This is a genomic window from Methyloligella halotolerans (genome assembly GCF_001708935.1).
Classification (GTDB): domain Bacteria; phylum Pseudomonadota; class Alphaproteobacteria; order Rhizobiales; family Methyloligellaceae; genus Methyloligella; species Methyloligella halotolerans.
The window spans coordinates 22,413-44,494 of record NZ_MASI01000012.1 but is presented as its reverse complement, the minus strand read 5'-3'; the positions used below and the strand labels follow the sequence as shown (position 1 = coordinate 44,494).

The following is a 22,082-nucleotide window of genomic DNA, read 5'->3' as shown; positions in this document are numbered from 1 at the left end:
TCGAGGGGGGAAGATGCTCGCCAAGGCCGGTTCCGACAGTTTGCCCAACGCTCCGCTGGAGCATAGCCGTCATCTCAGCGCGATGACGCGCTTCGTCGAGCGGGCGCGGCAGGCCACCGATCCCAAAGAGCGTTCCCTCACCCTGATCCTTCGATCCGCCGCTTCCGGGCCGGCCAAGGCTCTTCTCAGCCTTGGCTCGGAAATTCGCGAGGCCGGCGTGATGCCCAAGATCATCCTGGCCAAGCTGGAGCCCCGCGAAGAGCTCGAGCAGCTGGCCGCGCTGATGACCGAGATCTACGGCGGCACGTCCGACAGCGGCGCCATTCGCTGGACGAAGAACCCCAAGCTTCTCGACGCTCATGAGCAGGCTATCCTCGGCACTACCCAGTGCTGGTCCGGCGATGCCATGGGGCGCGACCCGAGTCGCCGTAATTCCCTTTCGCTCTTCGCTGCCGACGCGCCGGACATGGTACGCCTGGCGGAGCTAGGCTTCACGGCTCTTTGGCATGCGGCCGAGCCCGTCTCCGAGCGCCGGCTGATTGCCGCGGTGGCCCGCATGCGGGAGCCGGATGCGTTTCCCCAGGAAGATCCGATCGATTTCGGCCGCGCCGAGCCGGCCTTCGCCAACTTCACGTTCTTCCGCCATTAGGCGCGCAGGCTGACGATTTCATCTGCTTCCCCTCTGCACCCCCTGGCCTGAACCGCCAATCCGGGGCAGCATGAGCCCATGGCGAATACGATGAAGGCCATGGTGATGCATGCGGCGCACGAGCCTCTTCGGCTCGAAGAGCTGCCCATGCCGACGCCCGGGCCTGGCCAACTCCTTATCAAGGTCGCGGCCTGCGGGGTGTGCCGCACCGATCTCCACATCATCGACGGCGAGCTGACCAGGCCGAAGCTTCCTCTCGTGCTGGGTCACGAGATCGTCGGCCATGTGTCCGGAATCGGCGAGGGCGTTGCAGGCTTCAGGGAGGGCGACCGGGTCGGGGTGCCCTGGCTCGGCCATACGGACGGCACCTGCCCCTACTGCCGCATGGGCCGGGAGAACCTTTGCGACAATCCCGGCTTCACCGGCTACGACATCAATGGCGGCTATGCGGAATACACGGTCGCCGACCATGAATATTGCTTCCACTTGCCGGAAGCATATTCGGATGCCGAGGCCGCGCCTCTGCTCTGCGCCGGGCTGATCGGCTACCGGACGCTCAAGCTTGCGGGCACATTTCCGAAGCGGCTGGGCATCTACGGGTTCGGCGCTGCGGCCCATATCATAGCCCAGGTGGCTATCGGACAGGGCGCAGACGTCTATGCCCTAACCCGGCCGGGTGACGATGCCGCCCAGGCGTTCGCCAAGAGGCTCGGCGCCGTCTGGACCGGGGGTTCCGACGAGACACCGCCGGAACCGCTCGATGCGGCGCTTCTGTTCGCGCCGGTCGGAGCGCTCATTCCGGCTGCGCTGAAAGCCGTGCGTAAGGGCGGCACGGTCGTCTCCGGCGGGATTCATATGAGTGAGATCCCGGCCTTCTCCTACGATCTTCTATGGGAGGAGCGGGTGGTGAAATCGGTCGCAAATCTCACCCGCGCCGACGCGGAAGAGTTCCTGGCGCTCGCCCCGACAATCCCGGTGAAGACGAGCGTGGAACCCATGCCGCTTAAGGACGCGAATATTGCACTGGAGCGCTTGCGGGACGGCAAGCTCGAAGGTGCCGCCGTGCTGATCCCCTGAGGAACGCCGGCCTACTCCTTCTCAATCTCGCCCTGGAAGCCGGGCACGTTGATCTCCACGACGTCCTTCTGGGTGTGATCGTAATAGAGATAACCGATCACCCCCAGCGCGACGACCGCCGCCCCGAGAAGAAAAGCCATGGTCGAGTTAATGCCACCGCGTCGTTCAGCCATAGATCCCTCCGTTGATTATCGCGGAGCCTAACTGTCTCAGGGTCTGGAGGTTCCCGATGCCCGAGACTATCTAATTGATGCCAAAGCGGCGCCGAAGGGTGTAGGGTAAGGCAAAATAAAACAGGTCGTGGAAGGGAGGATAATCCAATGCTTCACGAGGTGATTGAAACTCTGAATTCACGGGTCGCGATAAGGTCCCGTTACGACAACTATATCGGTGGCGAGTGGGTCGCTCCCGCCGATGGACAGTATTTCGACAATATCAGCCCGCTGACCGGCAAGCCGGTCTGTCAGATTGCGCGCTCCACCGCCGCCGATGTCGAGAAGGCGCTGGACGCAGCTCATGCAGCCAAGGACTCCTGGGGCAAGACCGCTCCCGCCAAGCGTGCGGAGCTCCTGAACAAGGTCGCCGACCGGATGCAGGAGAACCTGGACATCCTGGCGCAGATCGAAACCATCGATAACGGCAAGCCGATCCGCGAGACGCGGATGGCCGATATTCCGCTGGCCATCGATCACTTCCGCTATTTCGCGGCGTGCATCCGGACCCAGGAAGGCTCCATCGGCGAACTCGACGACAACACCGTCGCCTACCATTATCACGAGCCCCTGGGTGTGGTCGGTCAGATCATCCCTTGGAACTTCCCGATCCTGATGGCGGCGTGGAAGATCGCGCCGGCGCTGGCTGCGGGCAACTGCATCGTGCTGAAGCCTGCCGAGCAGACGCCGATGTCCATCATGGTGCTGATGGATCTGGTCGGCGACATCCTGCCCCCGGGCGTGCTCAACATCATCAACGGCTTCGGCGTCGAGGCCGGCAAGCCGCTGGCCCAGAGCAGCCGTATCTCGAAGATCGCCTTCACCGGCGAGACGACGACCGGCCGTCTGATTATGCAGTACGCCACGGAGAATCTGATCCCCGTGACCCTGGAGCTCGGCGGCAAGTCCCCGAACATCTTCTTCGAAGACGTGATGGCCAAGGATGACGACTTCTTCCAGAAGTCGCTCGAAGGCTTTGCCATGTTCGCCCTCAACCAGGGCGAAGTCTGCACCTGCCCCAGCCGCGCGCTGGTGCAGAAGTCGATCTACGACCGCTTCATGGAGCAGGCGATCAAGCGCGTGGAGCGCATCCGCCAGGGCGATCCGCTCGACCCGAAGACCATGATCGGCGCCCAGGCCTCCAACGATCAGCTGGAGAAAATCCTCTCCTATATCGATATCGGCAAGGAGGAAGGCGCGGAGCTGCTGACCGGCGGCGAGCGGGCGAGCCTCGATGGCGAGCTTTCGGAAGGCTACTACGTCAAGCCGACGGTGTTCGCCGGCAACAACAAGATGCGCATCTTCCAGGAAGAGATCTTCGGCCCCGTGCTGTCGGTCACGACCTTCGAGGACGAGGAAGAGGCGCTCGAGATCGCCAACGACACGCTGTACGGCCTCGGCGCCGGCCTCTGGACCCGGGACGTAAACACGGCCTATCGCATGGGCCGCGGCATCCAGGCCGGCCGTGTGTGGACCAATTGCTACCACCTGTATCCGGCGCATGCGGCCTTCGGCGGCTACAAGAAGTCGGGCATCGGTCGTGAGAACCACAAGATGATGCTCGACCACTATCAGCAGACGAAGAACATCCTGATGAGCTACAGCCCGAAGCCGATGGGCTTCTTCTAGGCCCGACGGTCTAGGCTACAGAACACGTCCGCCGTCACCCTGAGGCGGCCGCTCCTAAGCGGTCCCCGAAGGGCGGCGGCGGGCCATTCTTCCCGCGTTTATCCTTCGAGGCGCGGGTTTAACCCGCGCAGCTCAGGATGACGCTAACGCCCTAGGAGGTGTTTATGGTCGACAGAGTCACCGCGACGGACAAAGCGCTCGATCTCATCGAAACCCTGAAGGAAAAGCACGGACCGCTGATGTTTCATCAGTCGGGCGGGTGCTGCGACGGCTCAGCGCCCATGTGCTACCCGAAGGACGAGTTCAAGACGGGCGGCAACGACGTGCTCCTGGGGGAGATCGGCGGGTCGCAGGTCTTTATCGACCGCGACCAGTTCAACTACTGGAAGCACACTCAGCTGATCATCGACGTGGTGCCGGGCCGCGGTTCGGGCTTCTCTTTAGAAGCTCCGGAAGGCGTGCGGTTCCTCACGCGCGGGCGCGTTTTCACCGATCAGGAGTCGGACGAGCTGGAGGCCGCCGGCGCGATCTAACGTCCTGATGGCGCGCGCCTGATCGGTCATCGGCGGGCTTTGCCCGGCAATCCATGACTCTCCGTAAGATCGGACGTACGGATGCTCGGGCTCGGGCTCGGGCCGGGCGAAGCTGGCCCCTTGCCGAGCATGACATCCGCGATGGGATACTACCCGAGCCGCTTGTCGGCCTCTCTGGCGAGATGGCGCTCGAGGAGCCGCAGGTTTCGGCGATTGCCCTTCCAGGCCGCGTCGAACACGTCGCCCACCAGGGGAACGGCGCCGAAGACGAGATCCACGCCCACATTGCCGAGCATACGCGCGATCGTGAGGGGCCCTGCGCCGGACTGCCAAGCGTGGTGCACGATAAGCAGTGAGATAGCGCTTGTGACGGCATCGCCGATGCCGGGGAACAGGCCGATGATCGCGTCCCACCCGAAGCGGAAATTGGTGCCGGGGATGGAGAACTGATCGTCCATCATGCGGGCAAGCCAGCGGGTCTGCTCCAGCCGCTCGCGGTGGCTCATGCCGGCCGTCATCTGCCGCAGGAAATCGTTCACGGCGGCCTTGTCGCCGCCCATGCGTGAGCCCGTGAATGTCTCGCTTGCCATGCCGATCCCTGGGGTTATCCGGTTGGGGTTGAATTAAACTCCATCGAACAACCCCAATCCCGGCCGATCCGTTCCCCGATCCGGGATGCGGCTAGCTCGTCTGCGGTGCCGCGGTCTCGCGTGCCTCGGCGGCGGTCTCGCCATCCGGCGGACTGGCAGACGGCGGCGGCAGATGGGTCACCCGGTCGAGCATGGCCTTGGCGATCTCGTGCTCGCCCATGACCACCTGGTCGGCGCCGTGGGCCAACAGATGCTCGGTCTCGGCTTCCGAATGGGCCCGGGCGATGATCAGCAGACCGGGGTTGATCTCGCGCGCCTGCTGCACGACCTGCCCGCCCTCGAAAGCGTCCGGTATCGCGACAAGCAGGCAACACGCCTTTTCCAGGTTCGCTCCAGCGATGACCTCCGGATCGGCCGCGTTGCCCTGCACCGCTTCGACGCCCTGCTCCCGCAACGCGTCGACCGCGTCGGGATCGTCCTCGATCACGTAGACCGGCAAGCCTTCGCCGGGCAGGACATTGGTGATGAATGCGCCCACCCGCCCATGACCGACAAGCGCCACGTGGCCTTCGAGGGCGGTCGGCACGATGGGCTCCCGGGTCCGCACCTCTTCTTCCTCCTGCTCGTCGGGAAGCTCGGTTCTGTGCCGCTCGTGGCGGAAATACCATTTGTCGATGGCCATGAAGAGCAACGGATTCATCAGAATCGAGATGATCGAGCCGGCCAGGACGAGGTCGCGTCCGTCGGCCGGCAGGATCTCGAGCCGGACGCCGAGGGTCGCGAGGATGAAGGAGAACTCGCCGATCTGCGCCAGGCAGGCCGTCACCACCAGAGAGGTCGTCGTCTTATGACCGAAGGCGCGGACGATCAGATAGGCGGCGATGGATTTGCCGAATACGATGATCAGCACCGTGCCGACAAGCGCCAGGGGCTGCTCCGCCAAGATGGTGGGGTTGAACAGCATGCCCACCGAGACGAAGAACAGCACGGCGAAGGCGTCGCGAAGCGGAAGCGACTCCTGGGCAGCCTGCTGGCTGAGCCTGGATTCGGAGAGCAGCATGCCGGCGAAGAAGGCGCCGAGAGCGAGGGAGACGCCGAACAACTCTGCGGCCACATAGGCCGCGCCCAATGCGATGGCGAGGACCGCGAGACGGAACAGCTCCCGGCTTCCGGTATGCGCCACATAATGCAGGGTGGCCGGCACGACCTTCTTGCCGACGACGAACATCAGCAGGGTGAAAGCGCCGATCTTCGCCAGGGTGAAGCCGACGGTGGTCGCGATCTTCGCCGGATCGAGGGTCTCGACATTGCCCTTCATCATGACGGCGATCGGCGGGAGCAGGACGAGCACCAGCACCATGGTGATGTCCTGGACGATGAGCCAGCCGACGGAAATGCGTCCGCGTTCGGTATCGAGGAGACGCCGTTCCTGCAGGATACGCAGGACAACCACGGTCGAAGCCACCGACAGACAGAGTCCGAAGATCAGGCCGGCTTCCCAACCCCAACCCAGGGACCAGGTGAGCACCATGGCGAAGGGAATGGAGATCGCCACCTGGGCGAGGGCGCCGGGGATGGCGATCGCGCGGACCGAGAGCAGGTCTTCAAGCGAGAAATGCAGTCCAACGCCGAACATCAGCAGGACCACGCCGACCTCGGCAAGCTGGCTGGCGAGGTTCTGGTCGCCAACGAAGCCCGGCGTGAACGGGCCGATCACGATACCGGCGACGAGATAGCCGATCAGGGGAGAGAGATGGATACGTTGTGCGGCGACGCCGAAGGCAAACGCTAGGAAAAGGCCGATCGTGATCGTGGAGATCAACGGGGTCGCGTGGAGCATAAAGCGTTCTCTATCCCTGCCGCGCCAAACTGCGCAGCTTCAAGCGTGCTTTCAGGCCAGCGCGAAAGCTTGCTCGCGCCGCATTTCTCCTCCTCTCCTCCAATGAAGCATAAGACGCCTAGGTTGTCTTGGCCGAGGGGCCCGGACGGCGCGTCTTTTTCAGAGCCAGATTCGCGATGGCGGCAGCCACCTCGTTCCGATCGAGGACGACGGTATCGGCCCCGAGCGCTTCGAGATGCTCCACGGCCTCGTCCGAGCGGGCGCGTGCGATGATGGGCAACGCGCTGTCGATCGCCCTGCCCTGTTCGACGACCTGGCCGGCCTCGTAGCCGTCCGGAATGGCGACTACCAGGCAGCGTGCGGCGCCGAGATTGGCGGCCGCCACGAGTTCCGGATCGGCAGCATTGCCGGCGATCGCCTCGACGCCTTCTTCGCGAAGTGCCTCGACCGTATCCTCCTCGCTCTCGATGACCAGCAGCGGGACGTCGGCCGCCCGCAAGCGATTGCGCAGCGCAACGCCGAAATCGCCATGGCCGACGAGGACGATGTGGTCGGTGAGTTCGGTGGCCGGGATCGCAAGCCGTGTGGGCGTTTCATCCGGCGCCGCGGATTCGCCCTCGGGTGGCGCATGGCGCCCGAGCACGCGATCGACCGCCGCGAAGAGCAGCGGGTTCAGAAGGATGGAAAGAATGGCGCCGGCAATGATCAGGTCGCGCCCTTCCGTGGGCAGGAGCTCCAGCTCCGTTCCGAGTGCCGCCAGAATGAACGAGAATTCGCCGATCTGGGCGAGGGAGGCGGCGACGGTCAGCGCGCTCGTATTGCCGTAGCCGAATGCCCGGACGATCAGGTAGGCCGCGATGGACTTACCGACGAGAATGATGAGCAGGGTCGCGACGACGGGAAGCGGGTCGCGCATCAGTATCGACGGATCGAACAGCATGCCGGCGGAGACGAAGAACAAGACCGCAAACGCATCACGCAGGGGCAGCGTCTCCTTCGCGGCGTGCTGGCTCAGGGTCGACTCGCTCAGGATCACGCCGGCGAAGAAGGCGCCTAGCGCGAGAGAAACGCCGAACAGCTCCGCGGCGCCGAAGGCCGTGCCGAGAGCGATGACGAGGACCGCGAGGCGAAACAGCTCCCGGCTGCCCGTATGGGCCATGTAGTGGAGCATCCACGGGATGACCCGCCTTCCGACGATCAGCATCGTGAGGACGAAGGCGACGATCTTGCCGAGCGCGAGCAGCAGGTTCTCGGCGAGGATGCCCCAGTAGGGATCGGAACCCGCCCCGTTCATGAGCCCCGCCGTAGCCGGCAGCAGCACCAAGGCGAGGACCATGGCGATGTCCTCGACGATCAGCCACCCCACCGCGATGCGGCCGCGCTCGGTCTCCACCAGGTGGCGCTCCTGCATGGCTCGGAGAAGGACCACGGTGCTCGCAACGGAAAGCGCCAGACCGAAGACGAGACCCGCGCCAGCCGACCAGCCGAGCCAATGGGCCAGCCCCATGCCGAGGAGTGTCGCGCTCAAGATCTGGACGATTGCGCCGGGGATCGCGATCTTGCGGACCGAGAGCAGATCCTGCAGCGAGAAGTGCAGACCGACGCCGAACATCAGCAGCACCACGCCGATCTCGGCGAGCTGGGCAGCGAGATCCTGCTCGGCAACGTAGCCGGGGGTGAAGGGTCCGACCAGGACGCCGGCGAGGAGATAGCCGACGAGGGGCGGCAGCGAAAAGCGATTGGCAATGACACCGAAGGCGAAAGCGAGTGTGAGGCCGATGGCTATCGTCGTGATCAGCGGTGTCGCGTGCAGCATCGTTCGTGTGTATCCAGCTCCTTTGGGCGGAGGCCCTTATTCATCCGTACACAGCCTGACATGCAATCGCGGCGCCAGAAGGGCGACGGACGATACGAAGCGAGTTTGCCGCTCCGCTAGGGTCAGTCGATCGGCGGGGTGAGGCCGGAACCCACCGTGGGCGGTGTCGTATTCTTGCCGAAGCGGCCGACCGTGACGGCGAGCCAGATCGCAATGCCCATGGCGAGGATCAGGGAGAGGCTGGTGAGGGCCACGACGCCCGGCCAATGATACGCCGACCAAGCCAGGCCGCCGACGAACCCCATCACGCTGGAGCCGGTGTAGTAGGCGAAGAGATAGAGGGAAGAGGCCTGCGCTTTCGCCCGGGTCGCGCGGGTGGCGACGCCGCTGGCGAGCACCGAGTGGGCGCCGTAGAACGCGAAGGTCACCAGGGTCAGTCCGGCGATGATGGTCCAGAGGTGCTCGCCGAGGGTGATGAGCACGCCGGCGAAGATCATCGCCACGAGGATCCAAAAGACGCGGGCGCGGCCGAGCCGGCTCGCCAGGTCGCTGACATAGGCGGATGTAAGAATTCCGATGACGGAGATGCCGAAGATCAGGCTGACCGCGGTCTGGCTGAAGTCGTAGGGGGCCTCCATCAGCCGGTAGCCCGTGTAATTGTACAGGGTGACAAAGACGCCCATGAGCAGGAAGCCTTCGATGAAAAGGCTGACAAGCACCGGCTGCCTGAGATGCTCCCCGAAGGCGGAAAGCAGCTTGCCGAGATGGAGCGTGCCTTGAGTGAAATGGCGCGATGCCGGCAGCGCCTTCCAGAAGACGATGCTGCAGAGAAGGGCAAGGCAGCCGACCACGAAGAGCCCTGCGCGCCAAGACCCGAGATCGGCGGCAAGGCCCACTCCGAAACGTCCGCCCAGGGCACCGAGGCCGGTGCCGGCGATGTAAAGCCCCATGCAAGTCCGGCGGAATCCGAATGCATCTCCTCGCCGACATAGGCCATGGCGGTGGGCGGCAGTCCCGAGAAGGCGATGCCGGCGAGCGCGCGCAGGACGAGGAAGCTTTCCCAGTTCGGGGCAAAGGCGGAGGCGATCATCAGAAAGGACGACGAGAAGAGCGAGATCACCATCACCCGCTTCCTGCCGAAGACCTCCGACAATGCGCTCGCGACCAGCATGGAGACGGCGAGGAACTGGGTTGTGAAGGACAGGGAGAGGCTCGCCTCGGCCGGGCTCACCCCGAACTCGGAGGAGAAGACCGGAAGGATCGGCTGAACACAGTAGAGCAGCGCGAAGGTGGTGAAGCCCGCGGCGAAGAGGGCGATGTTCACCAGCCGGAATTCGCGGGTGCCTCGCTCGATGAACTGCTCTGAAGGTTCCTGCATTCTGCCCCCACCATAAGACCCGGCAGGCCGAGGCGGAATGCGACGTGAGGGGTAGTAAGATCCGCCCCCTCCGAAACAGCAGAGGAGGCGGATCGCAGCTGGCTGACGCTAGCTAATGATGGTCGTGATGATCCATCTCTTCCATGGCGCCGTCCATTGCGCCGTCTTCGCTATCCTGCATGGCGCCGTGGTCATGGTGACCGCCTTCGGGAGCCTTCGCGCCGATTCCTTCAACATTGAACTCGACTTCAACCTCGCCGGCCTTCTCAAAGGTCAGGGTCGCAGTGAAGGGTTTGCCTTTCTCGATCGGCTCCTTCAGGCCGATGAACATGATGTGATTGCCGCCGGGCTTCAGGGCGACGGAACCGCCGGCCGGGATGTCGAGCCCGTCGAGCTTCCGCATCTTCATCATGTCCCCTTCCATGGTCATGGAATGGATTTCGAGAGCATCGGCGATGGGGGTCGAGCCACCAGTCAGCCGGTCGGCCTCTTCGCCCTTGTTCTCGATCTTCAGGTAACCGGCGCCGACTTCCGCGCCGCCGGGCGTGGCCCGGGACCAGGGGCGGTCGATCTTGAGGTCGCCGGCTGTGTAGTCGTGGGCTTGCGCCGCCGGAACGACGGCAATGAGGGACAGGGCGACGAACGCGCTTCTCAGAATGCTATGCATGATACTCGATCCTAAAATGCCTTCTGCCAGCCGACGGTGAATTGATAGTCCCTTCCATCTGGAGACCGTAGAGATCCTGATAGAGGTGTACGCCGAACGCGAAGGCGCGGCGGGAGTTGGCGCGGGGTGCGCCAAGACGTGGTTCGTCTGCATTCTTCCAATCCTAGATAGACAGTGCCGGATAGGCCTTCGCGCGCCACGCCGGGATCCGGCGGAGGCGAGCTCAGGCCGTCAATTGTCGTGAGGCTAGGACGAGAGCGGAGGGTCGTGGCCGCGCCGGCTGAGGACGGAGCGCCCTTCGCCCCGGTCGTGCTCTGAGGCGAAGTCGACTGACACCCAAACGGCGGAGATGCCGATTTGGGGCGGCTGGGGGGCCAGGGGGGTGACCGCGCCGGCCACGCCCTGACAGATGGGGCAGGCTTTGGCGTGGTCCGGAATGTGGGAATCCTCGACCGGATTGTCATCGGCATCGAGTGCGACGACGCGCGGGCCACTTTCGGTGCAGAGAATTGTGGTCTGGGCCGTTAGCTCAGGCGCCAAGGCCCGGGCCAGCGCCATAGCGGGTACCTGCCACGCCAGCAGCACGGAATAGAACACCAGCGTCGCGATCATCCCATGGACGATGGGCCGGCGGTTATGGCCGCGGAGGGCTCCCATGGCAGGAGTTTGGCAAATTCATCTGAACCGCGCCAGCGGCAGATTCGCCTGACCGAGGACTGCAATCGATTGATGTTTTAAACATCATTCATCATGCCGCATTTCTGATTTTAGAAACATTCGCTATCATCCGCTCATGATCACTGCCGCACAGATGCGTGCCGCCCGCGCCCTGCTCCGCCTCGATCAGCGGCAGCTGGCTGCGCTTGCCGGCGTGTCTCTGCCGACCATTCAGCGAATGGAGGCGAGCGACGGGACGGTGCGCGGCGTCGTGGGCAGCCTGACCAAGGTGGTCGAGGCGCTCGACCGGGCCGGCGTCGAACTCATCGGCGAGAATGGGGTCAGCAGCGGCGGGGGCCGCGGCGTGCGCCTCAAAGCCGACCCGGCTTCGCGAAACGACTAGGTAAGACCACGGAGGCCATTTCGGATCATGGGAGCAACGCCTGACGGGCCGAGCTTCACGGCGCTCTTCACACCGAAACTCGTGACCGCGCTGCGGGAAGGCTACGGCCTCGCCGATCTGCGCTCCGACGCCCTCGCCGGGCTGACCGTGGCGATCGTCGCGCTGCCTCTCTCCATGGCGATCGCGATCGCCTCCGGAGTGACGCCGGACCGCGGGCTCTATACCGCCATCGTCGGTGGCTTCCTCGTCTCGGCCTTGGGAGGCAGCCGCTTTCAGATCGGCGGGCCGGCAGGCGCCTTCATTGTGGTGGTGGCCGCCACGGTCGCGACCCACGGCGTCGAAGGGCTGCTGCTGGCGACCATGATCTCCGGCGTCTTCCTGCTGGTTGCCGGGCTCTTCCGGCTCGGCACGTTCATCAAGTTTATCCCCTATCCCGTGACGGTCGGTTTCACGGCTGCCATCGCCCTGATCATCTTTGCAAGCCAGGTGAAGGATCTTCTAGGGCTCAACCTTCCGGGCGGCGAGCCATCACCGCTGCTGCCGAAGATCGTCGCACTGGCCCACGCCTTGCCCAGCATAACGCCTGCCGCCGTCGCCTTGGGTCTCGGCAGCATCCTTGTCATCGTCGTTATGCGCCGGGCCCTGCCGCGCTGGCCCTCCATGCTGATGGCGGTGGTTCTGGCCTCAATCGTCGCCTGGGCGCTCGGCCTTCCCGTGGAGACCATCGGCACGCGGTTCGGCGGCATCCCTTCGACCCTGCCGAGCCCGACCCTGCCTGAGATCACCTGGGTGAAGTTCGTCGCGGTGCTGCCGGCGGCGGCCTCCTTCGCGCTGCTCGGCTCCATCGAGAGCCTGCTCTCGGCGGTCGTGGCCGACAGCATGACTGGCCGCCGGCACCGCTCCAATTGCGAGCTGGTGGCCCAAGGTATCGCCAATATCGCAGCGCCCATTTTCGGCGGCTTCTGCGTCACCGGCACCATCGCGCGGACGGCGACCAATATTCGCTCCGGCGCGCGGGGCCCCATCGCCGGCATGCTGCATTCGGCCTTCCTCTTGTTGTTCTTGCTGGCGGCTGCGCCCCTCGCCGCCTTTATCCCTCTCGCCGCCTTGGCCGGTGTGCTGGCGACGGTTGCCTGGAACATGGCCGAGCGGCATGCCTTCGCAACGCTCCTGCGCGCCAGCCGCGGCGATGCGGTGGTGCTGCTGGCGACGTTCCTGCTCACGGTCTTCGTGGATCTCACAACGGGCATTCTCGTCGGCTTTGCGATCAGCGCCCTGCTCTTCCTGCACCGCATGTCTCAGTCGGTGGAGGTGGAGGCCGGGACGAGTCTGTTGGAAGAGGACCAGGCGGACGAGGCGCCGGGCGAAGAGCGGACGGCCTATGATCCGTCGGAAGCCGGCGGGCGGGAGATTGCCGTGTGCCGCATCTCCGGCGCGTTCTTCTTCGGTGCGGCGGCCAGCGTCGCCAATGCACTGGACCGGGTAGCGGCCCAGCCGAAAGCCTATGTGATCGATGTTTCGGCGGTTCCGTTTCTCGACTCCACCGCGGCCACGACCATTGCGGGATTCCTGAAATCGGGACTGCAGCGGGGCGCGCCGATCTTCATCGCCGGCGCCACGTCGCCGATCCGCAAGCTGCTCCACAGCCATGAGCTTGCACCGCCGGCGGTGCATTACCGGCAGGATCTCGAAACCGCTCTTCGGGATGCGCGGAAGGCGCTGGGCAAGGATGCCACGCAGACGAAGGATGCCGGCTAGGCCTTGCCCTCAACCTCGCGCTTCAGATTGGCGAAGCCCTTCTCGAAGCTCTCCGTCATCATCTTCTCGCAATCGATAAAGACGCTCATCAGCTTGGCGAGATAAGGCTGGGGGCCATGCATCGCCCAGGTCATCTTCGTCTGGTCGCCCTGGGGCGTCAGGATGTAATCGACGGTACTGCTCCCCGCCATTGGACGCACGAACGTGATGTCCATGGTCACCCGCTCGTTGGGCACGGACTCCAGAATGGTAAGCTTGCCTTCGCCCGCATTGCTGTCGCCGTTCCAGGCATAGGTCGCCCCCTCACCCGCGGTCTGCTCGCTCATCCGCCGCTCCATGTCCGGATCGAGCTCCTCGAAGGGCGACCATTCCTGACTGAGCTTGAAGTCGTTCAGATAGGGGAAGATGGCTTCGGCCGACGCGGCGATCACGGTGGACCGCTCGTACCGGAAATCGTCCGGCTTCGTCGCGGCGTAGGCGAGTACCGCCGTGACGCCCACCGCCAGCACCACCAACACGGTAATGAGAATCTTCGCAATCACGGAATGTCCCTCCAATTGCGGGGTCTATCGCGCCGCCTCAGCCAGCCTGCCGGAATGCGTTTTGCAACGCGCCCAGGTCGATCTTGCCCATCTTCAACATGGCGCTCATAACCCGCGCACTCGACTCCGGATCGGCGCTGAGCATCTCGCCGATCTCGGCGGGGGCGATTTGCCAGGACAGGCCGAACTTGTCCTTCAGCCAGCCGCAAGGTCCCTCCTCGCCGCCATCGGCGGTGAGCGCCGTCCAATAGTGATCGATCTCATCCTGGCTCTCGCATAGGACCTGGAAGGACACCGCCTCGTCGAACGTGAACTGCGGCCCACCGTTCAAGGCGCTGAACCGCTGGCCTCCGAGCTCGAAGACCACCATGAGCACGGAGCCCGCCGGCTTGCCGTGAACCTCCTGCCCCGCATCGGGGAAGTGAGTCACCTGGGTGATCCTGGAGTGCGGAAACACCGAGCAATAGAACCTGGCGGCGTCTTCGGCCTTGGTGTCGAACCAGAGGCAGGGCGTTAGGGGATGGCTGAGATGCATGTCGGGTATTCCTCCTCCGCTTCGGCAGTCCGCTAGGCCGCCTCGGGAAGCCGAGGCTTCCTCTCAAGGGGAACGAGATTGAAGTAGGGTTCTGCCGCTTGCAGCACGCGGGCATAGGACGGCCGCGCCATCAGCCGGTCCAGATAGGACGCGACATTGGCTGCGCTGTCAGGGACAGGCACGGCGAAGCTTGCGTAGAACAGGGCCGGCGCGGCAGCGCAATCGACGATGCCGAAATCCTCGCCCATCGCCCACTCCTTTCCGGCCATCTCCGTCTCGATCATGCCGTAGCACTTGCGGATCATGGACTCGGCCTGCTCCACGCCGAGCGGGTCTCTCGCCTCGGCGGGCCGCAAGCGATCGGTGACGATCTTCTGGAGCTGCACATTGACATAGAGATCGTAGAGGCGGTCCCACATCCTCGCCTTCCAGGCGAGATCGGGATCGGCCGGCAGCAGCGGCCGGTCACCGGCATAGTGAAGGTCGAGATATTCGACGATGACCGTCGCCTCGGCGACGGTCTGACCGCGATTCTCGTCCCGCAGAACGGGGAACTTGCCGATCGGCCAGAGGGCGAACATCTCGGCGGTTGAGTCCGCATCACCCAAATTCACCAGGATCGGATCGAAATCGACGCCGTGCTCGTGAAGCGCGATGAGCGCCTTGTGACAGAAGGAGGAGAGCGGGTGGTAGTAGAGCTTCAGGGACATTGCAGGGACTTCCCGTGTGGCGATGTGTGGACTCCGCGCGGACGAAAGGCGCTTCAGTCGTCGTAAGCCAGGACCATCCAGGTCACGCCGAACTTGTCGTCGACGACGCCGAAGCTCTTGGCGAAGAAGGTTTCCGAAAGCGGGGCCTTGACCTGACCGCCCTCGCCGAGGGCTTCGAAAAGCTTGCCGGCCTCGGCGACATCCCTGGCGTTCAGGGCCAGACCGAACCCCTCGAACTGTAGCGTGCCGGTGCAATGGCCATCCGAGGCGAACAGTTGGGCGTCGCCGATATGGAAGGCGCTGTGCATGACCTTCTCCTTTTGCTCCGGCGCGATCTGGCTCTGGTCCGGCGCCTCCTTGTAGCGCATCAGAGCATCGACTTTGGCGCCGATGGCCTCCTTGTAGAACTGAAGGGCTTCGTCGCAGCGGCCATTGAAGAAGAGATAGGGAGTGAGAGGCATGAGGATTGCTCCGTAAGGCGGGCCTATGCGGCGACCTTGATCTCGAATCCGCCATAGGCCATGCGCTCGATATCGAACGGCATGTCGCCGGATTCGCACATGTCCTTCAGGCGCTCGTCGGCCATCACCTTGGCGTTCACCTCGTCGCGATGAGCACGGGACTTGTAGACGATCCAGGCGAAGACCACCGTCTCGTCGGGCTTGGCGTTCGCCATCTTGGAAAAGCTCAGGAAAGGCATGTCGCCCTTCACCTCGAGATCCTCGCCCACAGCCTCGCGGTACTCCAAGGCGCCATGTTCGAGCCAGACGGCCGAAGCGGTCTCCGCCATCGCGAAATACTCGTCGAGCTTCGCGGTCGGGACCGCCAGCACGTAACCATCCACATATTGCATCGGAACCCTCCACGGCGGCTTGATCGCCGCTTGACGATTTAGGTTGATATCAACATACTATGGATCATGTCAACGGAGATTCCATTCTCGACGACGCTCCACGTCCGCGATCACTGCCTCTGCCTGCATCTGCAGCGGGCGGCGCGGCGGATCGCGCGCGTGTTCGATGAGGAGCTGCGGGCGCTGGATCTCACCAGCGGGCAGTTCTCGCTGTTGATGTCCCTGAACCGGCCCGAGCCGCCGACCATCGGTTCGGTGGCCGAGCTTCTCGCCATGGACCGCACGACGCTGACGGCCAATCTCAAACCCCTCACCCGCCGCGGCTGGGTGGAGACCCGGGTCGACGAGAAGGACAAGCGTTCCCGCCGCCTGGTGCTGACGGATGCCGGGCGCGCCGTTCTGGCCGAGGCAGTTCCCATCTGGCGGCGCGTGCACGGCGAGATCGAAGCGGATCTTCCCGGGGATGCCGACCGTTTCCGGTCGAGCCTGCGCGCGGTCTCGGAGTTGCCGGAAAGCAAAGCCGCCGAGGCTGCCTGACCTGCCCCGCGCTCTTCGGCGCTGTCGCTGCGCCCTTCGCCATTGTCAGGGAAGCGCGATGTCATCGACGCCTGATGTTATGGCAGCGCGATGTCATGGAGCGCGATATTCGCTCGCTATTCGACAGAGATGGTTGAGCGCGCAGCCTCTATAATTGCGGCATGAGCGATACTGACATGGACGCCGGCACCGCCGTGCAGCCCGAGGGCAGCGTGGGCGAGGTGTTTGGCGCGTTCCTGAAGCTCGGCCTCACCTCCTTCGGCGGCCCCATCGCCCATCTCGGTTATTTCCGCGACGAGCTCGTGACGCGACGGCGCTGGCTGGACGATCAGGCTTACGCGGATCTCGTGGCGCTCTGCCAGTTCTTGCCCGGCCCGGCGAGCAGCGAGGTCGGCTTCGCGCTCGGACTGAAGCGGGCAGGCTTGCCGGGCGCGCTCGCCGCCTGGACCGCCTTCACGCTTCCGTCCGCGATCCTGCTGGTGCTGTTCGCCTATGGCGCCTCGCTGTTCCAGGGGCCGACAGGCGAGGGCATCATCCACGGGCTAAAGCTGGTGGCCGTCGCCGTGGTCGCTCAAGCCGTCTGGGGAATGGCGCAGAAGCTGTGCCCAGACAAGCAACGAGCCGGCATCGCCGTGGCGGGAGCGCTGATTGCAATTGTGCTGGCGGGGTCCCTCGGCCAGATCGTGGCTATTGTTTTTGGCGCGCTGCTCGGTCTTGTGCTCTGCCGGAATCTCGACGTTCCCTCGCCCCTGCACACCCGGTTCCCCATCGGACGGCGCTTCGGGGCCGCGGCGCTTCTTCTTTTCTTCCTACTGCTGATCGGTCTGCCGCTCCTCAATCAGGCTTTCGGCAATCAGGCGCTGGCCTATCTCGATGCCTTCTACCGCTCGGGCGCGCTGGTGTTTGGAGGCGGCCATGTGGTGCTGCCGCTGCTGGAGGAGGCGGTGGTTCAGCCCGGCTGGATCAGCGAGACTTCGTTCCTCGCGGGCTACGGCGCGGCCCAGGCCGTTCCCGGCCCGTTGTTCACCTTCGCCGCCTATCTGGGCGCGGCCATGGGGCCGGAGCCCAATGGCGTTCTGGGGGCGGCGCTTTGCCTGATCGCACTCTTCCTGCCGGGCATGTTGCTCCTGCTCGGCACATTGCCTTTTTGGGATGCGCTGCGGACGCGACCGAAGATGCAGGCGGCCATGGCCGGGACGAATGCGGCCGTCGTCGGGATTCTGGCCGCGGCGCTCTACAGCCCGGTCTGGACCAGCGCCATTCTCAGCCCATACGATTTCGCGCTGGCGCTGATCGCCTTCGTGCTGCTTACGGTCTGGAAGACCCCGCCTTGGATGGTCGTTGTGCTGATGATGGCCGGGGCGGTGATCTTTGCCCTCATTCCTGCGAGCTGAGGCCGCTAGCCTCTTCGCCGGGGCGCCATGAACGCGCTCGGCGGCAACCCGAAGCGGTTCCGGAAGGCATGGGTGAAGCTGGCGGGGTGAGCATAGCCGGTGCGCCACGCGATCTCCTTCACCGAGCATTCCCCTTCCTGCAACACGGCCTTGGCATAATCCAGCCGGGCGTTCTGTAACGCCTGAAACAGGCTGAGACCGAAACGCACCCGAAATGCCATCTGCAGCCGGCGAGGCGCCATGCCCGCCTCCCCTGCCAACGTGGTCAGATCGGGTGGGGTGCGCAAATCGGCGAGCAGTCTCTCCCGCACCCGATCGAGCGCGCGTTCTTCCCGGAAATTGAGACCCGTCTCTCCCGTCAGCCGCTCTTCGGCGAGCGGCTCCAGAGCGGCGGCAACCGCCTGCAGGGCGGCCCCTTCGATCGCGATGCGATGGGTTGCGCCGTTTGGCTTTGCTCCGGCCATACGGGCGGCAAGCCCGTTGAGGAAAGGTGCGGCGGCGGGCGAGACGGCCACGGTTCCGGGTTCTCGCGAGGAGAGCATCGTGCGCAGACGGCGCGGCAAAGTGTGGCCGAACCATTCGCCGAGCTGGCCCTCGGAGAGATCGATGCTGACGATCTTCAGGGGCGAATCCGCCGGCACGGACCAGCCCGCCACGCTGCGGGAGGCAAAGAGAAAGGACGACAGGACATCGCGGCCGGGCGCCAAGCGGCGGCTCCTATCGTCGGAATAGAAGGTGCACGCGCCCGAGGCGAGGAATTGCAGGTGAAGCAGACCCTCCCGGGCTGGCGGCGCCTGGAAAGCCATCTCCGTCTCGCAGCAGGCGCTCACGCCGCAAACAGCAAAACCTTCGCCGAAGGCCAGGCGTTCGCAGGCCGCCGCGTACGGGACCGACTGAAACGTGGCGGCCCCTTCGCGCGGCGCGCGGATGCAGCCCATGGCGGGATCGAACTGCCAATCGATGCTGGTTTCCATGATCCGGCTCCGAGTGCGGAAATTCACAACCGAATGTCGGATCTCCTAAGCTTTTCCTCGAAAACCCTCGGGACCCGGCGATCTAGACTGACATGTTTTCGATGGCGATGTGCCTGCTTCGCGGCCCGCCGGATATTTTCTGCCAATCCCAAGTGCCCGGGAGCCTCCTACCATGACACAACTTGCCCGCTTCGCGATCGCCGGGGCGTTGTTTCTGTTCGGCGCCATGCCCGCCTTCGGCCAGGATGCGTGCAAGGATGCGGAAGGCCTCGCCGACTTCCCCAACATCCCCCGCTACGAGGGATCTTGCCTGATCGGATACGAGCACAAGAGCTTCGAAGCGTACGACCTGCCCACAGGACCGGCGCTGAAAGAGGACAACAGGTGGACCACGGAGTCAGCCATCGAGCTCGAAGGCGAGATGACGCGGCTGCTCTACGTGGCTCCGGCCGACCGTTCCACCCTGGAGGTCTATCGCAATTACGAAAAGGCCCTGAAGGAGCGGGGTTTCGAGACCTTGTTTGCCTGCTCCGGTGAAGAGTGCGGCGCCCGTCCCGTGGCCCTCGGCCAATGGGTGATCTATCCGCGCGAGCGGGCCATCACGACCAGCGGCCAGTTCTCCAGCATGGCGTTCACCGGTCTGAAGGACGATCACTATCTCGCCGCGCGCAGCAAGGACGGCACGACCTATGTCGGCCTCTACATCGCGCAGAACAATTTCAGCTATTTCAAGCAGAGCTACCGGCACGCGATCGTGCATCTCGACATCGTCCAGGTCGCCGCCATGGAAGAGAAGATGGTCGATGCGGAGGCCATGGCGAAGAGCATCGCCGAGACGGGCAAGGTTGCGGTCGAGAACATCTATTTCGACTTCGGGAAGGCGACCTTGCGGCCTGAATCCGATGCCGCCCTTTCCGAAATGGCCAAGCTGCTGACCCAGCATCCGGAGATGAGCGTCTACATCGTGGGCCATACGGATTCCGTCGGCGCGTACAAAGCCAACCTCGCTCTTTCGCGAGCGCGGGCCGAAGCGGTGGTCGCGGCGTTGGCAAGCCAGCACGGCATAGACCGGACGCGCACCATTCCGGCGGGGGTCGGTCCGCTGGCTCCGGTCGCCAATAATGGATCCGACGACGGCCGCGCGAAAAACCGGCGGGTGGAGCTTGTGCAACGCTAAGGCGTGCAGGCGCTCGCCGCTCGCCAGGCAGGCTTCAATTCGCTTCACGTTGCCGCGAGCTAATCTTTTTCAACCTTGACGCGACATTCCGTCAGGCGCCTGCTTATCCCAGCGGACAGAGTCGCCGCCCTTCTGGGCGGCGGAAAAACACGGTGCGGGACTCCGCCTGCGTGCGGCGCCCGAGATGAGCTGGGAGGAGCGAAGCATATGTTCTTTTTGGGAAGCTGCCGGGTTCGGAGCCCGGCTATCGTCACGGGCGCGGCGGTCGCGCTCGGCCTTGCCATGGGCGCCACGTTCGGCTCGCCGGTCTCGGCGGCGGGCGGCGCATTCGACAATTATTGCGCCATGGGCCTCGCCTCGAAGCAGCAGGTGAAGACGGACTGCTCCATCAATTGGATCGGCCCGGACAACAAGCTCTACTGCTTCTCAACCGACAAATCGAAAGAGGCATTCCTGGAGCATCCGGAGGACAACATCTCCCGCGCCGAAGCCTATTTCGAGACGAAGCAGGCGGCGAAGAACCAGAGCTCCTGCACCAGACAGCGATGTCGGGCTCGAAGGAATTCACCGAGGAAGACGTGAACAAGGCGGTGGAGAAGACGCTCGACGAGCGGAGCAAGGACGGCGCCTTCCAGTATCACGACTCGCGCACGAACCAGGAGCTTGAGCTGGTCTACGAGCAGACCCGGATCGTGCGCGGCATGGAGGGGTATGGCTGGTTCGCCAATCTCATCTTCCACGACAAGGAGAACGAGAAGAAGCAGTACGCGCTGGACTTCTGGTACCGGGAGGACGGCGATCAGCTCGACCTGAAGGATATCCGCGTCCAGAAAGGCCCGAAGAAGGAAGGCGACGGCTGGATCATGGTAACCCGCCTGCCGGTCGCCTGGTGGTGGCTGCCGGTCTCGGAACATCCGGGCGACACGGAGGTGACCCGGGCCTGGCACGTGATGAGCGCCATCCATAACTACATCGCCGACAACAAGGACAAGGACGGCGCGCTGATCATCAAGGACGATAAGACCGGCCAGTCGATTTCGCTGGAGTTCATCGAGATCCATCAGCCGGTGCGCCGCCTCAAGGGCGACGGCGAATTCTTTGTTTGCACCGACTTCCGCAAGATGGGCAGCCAGAACGCCTATTACGATGTGGATTTCTGGCTGGACGAGTCCAGCGGCAAGCTGAAGGTGACGGACGTGAAGCTGCACAAGGTGCCGGTCGAAGAAGACGGTATCTGGATGCAGGAGTTTCGGTATAAATTCGACGATCTAGAGCACGAGGACGTGCAATAGAATCTGCGCGCGAGGGAGCCGCGTTTAAGGCGTAAAATGCGCCGGACGGGAAACCGTCCGGCGTTTTGCTTTTCCGGCGCAGCTGCCGCGCTTCCGAATCTCTAGGCTTGGACCACCGTTAGGCCTGGACCACGATGGTCTTCGCTGCCCGGTCGCCAAGGCGCTGACGCATCGGCGATATCAGGATGAAGAACGCGCCCAGCCCATAGAAGAAAATGAAGTCTATGGGCCGAACGAGATTGCGGATCAGGGCTTGGGAGAAGCTGCACCTTGCACCGGTCTCGCTCGCCACCTTGATGCGAGCGATCATCTTGCCGACGGTTTGCCCCTTCCAGGAGCTTTCGAGCACGGCGTAGTAGAGCAGCGCGCCGAAGATCCACAGACCGAACAGCCATAGCGCCGGGTCGCCCTCAAGCTCGAAGCCGCCCGGTGTGCGGCCGCCGACTTGCACGGCGATCGCGATACCGAGAAACCAGTACAGAACAAAGACGATGATCATGTCGATGATCTGCGCAAAGCCGCGGGAGGCCAGCCCGGCATAGGTCATGCCGGCCGGTGCGCGGGCCTCGGGGATGTCGGCACGAAGCGTGGCGCTGCTGGTCTCATATCCCGGATCAGGATTGGAAGCGCCTGCCGTCGGAACAGAGCTCCCAGCGGGCGGCACGGCAGCTGCGGGGCCGCTCGGCCGATCCTCCGCCGCCTCTTCGGTCAGCGTCGCCCCGCATGACGAGCAGAACCTGTCGCGGCTCGACACATAGGCTCGGCAGTCCGGACAGTAGGGCATGGGTTCCCTCCCCTTTCGGAAATCGCGAGCCGATATCAGCACAGGTCGCGTGGGAGGGGAATGAGGTCAGCGGAG

The 22,082-nt window shown here is 64.2% G+C and carries 24 protein-coding genes and 1 pseudogene; 11 read left to right on the top strand and 14 right to left on the bottom strand.

Annotated elements, in window-relative coordinates:
- The first annotated feature begins 13 nt into the window (after window positions 1–13).
- Window positions 14–649, top strand: a complete 636-nt coding sequence (locus A7A08_RS14975) for a hypothetical protein (protein ID WP_069096263.1) — start codon at window positions 14–16, stop codon at window positions 647–649.
- A gap of 90 nt (window positions 650–739) precedes the next feature.
- Window positions 740–1,726 (top strand): zinc-dependent alcohol dehydrogenase family protein, encoded by a 987-nt coding sequence (locus A7A08_RS14970; protein ID WP_069096278.1) that lies wholly within the window; start codon window positions 740–742, stop codon window positions 1,724–1,726.
- An 11-nt stretch (window positions 1,727–1,737) separates the two neighbouring features.
- On the opposite strand, the gene A7A08_RS16410 is transcribed toward A7A08_RS14970, so the two are convergent.
- Complete coding sequence (locus tag A7A08_RS16410) at window positions 1,738–1,899, bottom strand: hypothetical protein (protein WP_169823028.1); 162 nt, start codon at window positions 1,897–1,899, stop codon at window positions 1,738–1,740.
- A 147-nt stretch (window positions 1,900–2,046) separates the two neighbouring features.
- Here A7A08_RS16410 and adh point away from each other — a divergent pair, with 147 nt between their 5' ends.
- Both adh and A7A08_RS14960 read left to right on the top strand, forming a co-directional pair.
- Window positions 2,047–3,567, top strand: a complete 1,521-nt coding sequence (gene adh, locus A7A08_RS14965) for an aldehyde dehydrogenase (RefSeq protein WP_069096262.1) — start codon at window positions 2,047–2,049, stop codon at window positions 3,565–3,567.
- A 164-nt stretch (window positions 3,568–3,731) separates the two neighbouring features.
- Window positions 3,732–4,100: a DUF779 domain-containing protein gene (locus tag A7A08_RS14960; RefSeq protein ID WP_069096261.1), complete on the top strand. Its 369-nt coding sequence runs from the start codon at window positions 3,732–3,734 to the stop codon at window positions 4,098–4,100.
- 149 nt (window positions 4,101–4,249) lie between these two features.
- On the opposite strand, the gene A7A08_RS14955 is transcribed toward A7A08_RS14960, so the two are convergent.
- From A7A08_RS14955 to A7A08_RS14925, 6 genes and pseudogenes are all read right to left on the bottom strand, one after another.
- Window positions 4,250–4,690 (bottom strand): DUF4112 domain-containing protein, encoded by a 441-nt coding sequence (locus A7A08_RS14955; protein WP_208430654.1) that lies wholly within the window; start codon window positions 4,688–4,690, stop codon window positions 4,250–4,252.
- Window positions 4,691–4,781: 91 nt separating this feature from the next.
- On the bottom strand, window positions 4,782–6,530 hold the full coding sequence (locus A7A08_RS14950; RefSeq protein ID WP_069096260.1) for a cation:proton antiporter domain-containing protein: 1,749 nt from the start codon (window positions 6,528–6,530) through the stop codon (window positions 4,782–4,784).
- Window positions 6,531–6,648: 118 nt separating this feature from the next.
- Window positions 6,649–8,346 carry a YbaL family putative K(+) efflux transporter gene (gene ybaL, locus A7A08_RS14945; RefSeq protein WP_069096259.1) on the bottom strand — a complete coding sequence of 566 codons (1,698 nt, stop codon included), beginning with the start codon at window positions 8,344–8,346 and terminating at the stop codon, window positions 6,649–6,651.
- A 122-nt stretch (window positions 8,347–8,468) separates the two neighbouring features.
- Window positions 8,469–9,724, bottom strand: a pseudogene (locus A7A08_RS16615) (MFS transporter).
- 112 nt (window positions 9,725–9,836) lie between these two features.
- On the bottom strand, window positions 9,837–10,391 hold the full coding sequence (locus tag A7A08_RS14930) for a copper chaperone PCu(A)C (protein WP_083226841.1): 555 nt from the start codon (window positions 10,389–10,391) through the stop codon (window positions 9,837–9,839).
- Between the two features lie 246 nt (window positions 10,392–10,637).
- The gene (locus A7A08_RS14925) at window positions 10,638–11,048 is read right to left on the bottom strand and encodes a DUF2946 family protein (RefSeq protein WP_069096256.1); all 411 of its coding nucleotides are present in this window, start codon (window positions 11,046–11,048) and stop codon (window positions 10,638–10,640) included.
- A 136-nt stretch (window positions 11,049–11,184) separates the two neighbouring features.
- Between A7A08_RS14925 and A7A08_RS14920 the strand changes: the two genes are divergently transcribed.
- Window positions 11,185–11,451, top strand: a complete 267-nt coding sequence (locus tag A7A08_RS14920) for a helix-turn-helix domain-containing protein (RefSeq protein ID WP_069096255.1) — start codon at window positions 11,185–11,187, stop codon at window positions 11,449–11,451.
- Window positions 11,452–11,478: 27 nt separating this feature from the next.
- A complete protein-coding gene (locus tag A7A08_RS14915) occupies window positions 11,479–13,209 on the top strand; it encodes a SulP family inorganic anion transporter (protein WP_069096254.1) in 1,731 nt (576 codons plus the stop codon).
- Here A7A08_RS14915 and A7A08_RS14910 read toward each other — a convergent pair.
- From A7A08_RS14910 to A7A08_RS14890, 5 genes are read right to left on the bottom strand one after another with little or no spacing between them, the layout of a single operon-like run.
- Complete coding sequence (locus A7A08_RS14910; protein ID WP_169823029.1) at window positions 13,206–13,751, bottom strand: SRPBCC family protein; 546 nt, start codon at window positions 13,749–13,751, stop codon at window positions 13,206–13,208. The genes A7A08_RS14915 and A7A08_RS14910 overlap by 4 nt on opposite strands.
- 37 nt (window positions 13,752–13,788) lie before the next feature.
- Window positions 13,789–14,286 (bottom strand): VOC family protein, encoded by a 498-nt coding sequence (locus tag A7A08_RS14905; protein ID WP_069096253.1) that lies wholly within the window; start codon window positions 14,284–14,286, stop codon window positions 13,789–13,791.
- 32 nt (window positions 14,287–14,318) lie between these two features.
- Window positions 14,319–14,996 carry a glutathione S-transferase family protein gene (locus A7A08_RS14900; RefSeq protein WP_069096252.1) on the bottom strand — a complete coding sequence of 226 codons (678 nt, stop codon included), beginning with the start codon at window positions 14,994–14,996 and terminating at the stop codon, window positions 14,319–14,321.
- A 53-nt stretch (window positions 14,997–15,049) separates the two neighbouring features.
- Complete coding sequence (locus A7A08_RS14895) at window positions 15,050–15,457, bottom strand: VOC family protein (protein WP_069096251.1); 408 nt, start codon at window positions 15,455–15,457, stop codon at window positions 15,050–15,052.
- A 23-nt stretch (window positions 15,458–15,480) separates the two neighbouring features.
- The gene (locus tag A7A08_RS14890; protein WP_069096250.1) at window positions 15,481–15,849 is read right to left on the bottom strand and encodes a DUF1428 domain-containing protein; all 369 of its coding nucleotides are present in this window, start codon (window positions 15,847–15,849) and stop codon (window positions 15,481–15,483) included.
- A gap of 66 nt (window positions 15,850–15,915) precedes the next feature.
- On the opposite strand from A7A08_RS14890, the gene A7A08_RS14885 reads away from it, so the two are divergent.
- Complete coding sequence (locus A7A08_RS14885; protein ID WP_069096249.1) at window positions 15,916–16,386, top strand: MarR family winged helix-turn-helix transcriptional regulator; 471 nt, start codon at window positions 15,916–15,918, stop codon at window positions 16,384–16,386.
- 161 nt (window positions 16,387–16,547) lie between these two features.
- Window positions 16,548–17,780, top strand: a complete 1,233-nt coding sequence (chrA, locus tag A7A08_RS14880) for a chromate efflux transporter (RefSeq protein WP_069096248.1) — start codon at window positions 16,548–16,550, stop codon at window positions 17,778–17,780.
- Between the two features lie 5 nt (window positions 17,781–17,785).
- Here chrA and A7A08_RS14875 read toward each other — a convergent pair whose 3' ends face one another.
- Window positions 17,786–18,754, bottom strand: a complete 969-nt coding sequence (locus A7A08_RS14875) for a helix-turn-helix transcriptional regulator (protein WP_141694030.1) — start codon at window positions 18,752–18,754, stop codon at window positions 17,786–17,788.
- A gap of 172 nt (window positions 18,755–18,926) precedes the next feature.
- Between A7A08_RS14875 and A7A08_RS14870 the strand changes: the two genes are divergently transcribed.
- The 3 genes from A7A08_RS14870 to A7A08_RS14860 all read left to right on the top strand — a co-directional run bounded on the left by A7A08_RS14870 (window position 18,927) and on the right by A7A08_RS14860 (window position 21,223).
- Window positions 18,927–19,931, top strand: a complete 1,005-nt coding sequence (locus tag A7A08_RS14870; RefSeq protein WP_069096246.1) for an OmpA family protein — start codon at window positions 18,927–18,929, stop codon at window positions 19,929–19,931.
- 207 nt (window positions 19,932–20,138) lie between these two features.
- Complete coding sequence (locus tag A7A08_RS14865; protein WP_069096245.1) at window positions 20,139–20,513, top strand: hypothetical protein; 375 nt, start codon at window positions 20,139–20,141, stop codon at window positions 20,511–20,513.
- Window positions 20,477–21,223, top strand: coding sequence for a hypothetical protein (locus A7A08_RS14860; RefSeq protein ID WP_069096244.1), 747 nt, complete (start codon window positions 20,477–20,479; stop codon window positions 21,221–21,223). The genes A7A08_RS14865 and A7A08_RS14860 overlap by 37 nt, the downstream gene beginning before the upstream one ends.
- A 118-nt stretch (window positions 21,224–21,341) precedes the next feature.
- Here the strand turns inward: A7A08_RS14860 and A7A08_RS15760 are convergent, their stop codons facing one another.
- Window positions 21,342–22,007 (bottom strand): RDD family protein, encoded by a 666-nt coding sequence (locus A7A08_RS15760; RefSeq protein WP_083226839.1) that lies wholly within the window; start codon window positions 22,005–22,007, stop codon window positions 21,342–21,344.
- Window positions 22,008–22,082 lie beyond the last annotated feature (75 nt).

Excerpts from the sequence above, each read along its gene's own strand:
- A7A08_RS14975 (WP_069096263.1), top strand. The coding sequence starts at position 14 with ATGCTCGCCAAGGCCGGTTCCGACAGTTTGCCCAACGCTCCGCTGGAG.
- A7A08_RS14970 (WP_069096278.1), top strand. The coding sequence starts at position 740 with ATGAAGGCCATGGTGATGCATGCGGCGCACGAGCCTCTTCGGCTCGAA.
- A7A08_RS16410 (WP_169823028.1), bottom strand. The coding sequence starts at position 1,899 with ATGGCTGAACGACGCGGTGGCATTAACTCGACCATGGCTTTTCTTCTC.
- adh (WP_069096262.1), top strand. The coding sequence starts at position 2,047 with ATGCTTCACGAGGTGATTGAAACTCTGAATTCACGGGTCGCGATAAGG.
- A7A08_RS14960 (WP_069096261.1), top strand. The coding sequence starts at position 3,732 with ATGGTCGACAGAGTCACCGCGACGGACAAAGCGCTCGATCTCATCGAA.
- A7A08_RS14955 (WP_208430654.1), bottom strand. The coding sequence starts at position 4,690 with ATGGCAAGCGAGACATTCACGGGCTCACGCATGGGCGGCGACAAGGCC.
- A7A08_RS14950 (WP_069096260.1), bottom strand. The coding sequence starts at position 6,530 with ATGCTCCACGCGACCCCGTTGATCTCCACGATCACGATCGGCCTTTTC.
- ybaL (WP_069096259.1), bottom strand. The coding sequence starts at position 8,346 with ATGCTGCACGCGACACCGCTGATCACGACGATAGCCATCGGCCTCACA.
- A7A08_RS14930 (WP_083226841.1), bottom strand. The coding sequence starts at position 10,391 with ATGCATAGCATTCTGAGAAGCGCGTTCGTCGCCCTGTCCCTCATTGCC.
- A7A08_RS14925 (WP_069096256.1), bottom strand. The coding sequence starts at position 11,048 with ATGGGAGCCCTCCGCGGCCATAACCGCCGGCCCATCGTCCATGGGATG.
- A7A08_RS14920 (WP_069096255.1), top strand. The coding sequence starts at position 11,185 with ATGATCACTGCCGCACAGATGCGTGCCGCCCGCGCCCTGCTCCGCCTC.
- A7A08_RS14915 (WP_069096254.1), top strand. The coding sequence starts at position 11,479 with ATGGGAGCAACGCCTGACGGGCCGAGCTTCACGGCGCTCTTCACACCG.
- A7A08_RS14905 (WP_069096253.1), bottom strand. The coding sequence starts at position 14,286 with ATGCATCTCAGCCATCCCCTAACGCCCTGCCTCTGGTTCGACACCAAG.
- A7A08_RS14900 (WP_069096252.1), bottom strand. The coding sequence starts at position 14,996 with ATGTCCCTGAAGCTCTACTACCACCCGCTCTCCTCCTTCTGTCACAAG.
- A7A08_RS14895 (WP_069096251.1), bottom strand. The coding sequence starts at position 15,457 with ATGCCTCTCACTCCCTATCTCTTCTTCAATGGCCGCTGCGACGAAGCC.
- A7A08_RS14890 (WP_069096250.1), bottom strand. The coding sequence starts at position 15,849 with ATGCAATATGTGGATGGTTACGTGCTGGCGGTCCCGACCGCGAAGCTC.
- A7A08_RS14885 (WP_069096249.1), top strand. The coding sequence starts at position 15,916 with ATGTCAACGGAGATTCCATTCTCGACGACGCTCCACGTCCGCGATCAC.
- chrA (WP_069096248.1), top strand. The coding sequence starts at position 16,548 with ATGAGCGATACTGACATGGACGCCGGCACCGCCGTGCAGCCCGAGGGC.
- A7A08_RS14875 (WP_141694030.1), bottom strand. The coding sequence starts at position 18,754 with ATGGAAACCAGCATCGATTGGCAGTTCGATCCCGCCATGGGCTGCATC.
- A7A08_RS14870 (WP_069096246.1), top strand. The coding sequence starts at position 18,927 with ATGACACAACTTGCCCGCTTCGCGATCGCCGGGGCGTTGTTTCTGTTC.
- A7A08_RS14865 (WP_069096245.1), top strand. The coding sequence starts at position 20,139 with ATGTTCTTTTTGGGAAGCTGCCGGGTTCGGAGCCCGGCTATCGTCACG.
- A7A08_RS14860 (WP_069096244.1), top strand. The coding sequence starts at position 20,477 with ATGTCGGGCTCGAAGGAATTCACCGAGGAAGACGTGAACAAGGCGGTG.
- A7A08_RS15760 (WP_083226839.1), bottom strand. The coding sequence starts at position 22,007 with ATGCCCTACTGTCCGGACTGCCGAGCCTATGTGTCGAGCCGCGACAGG.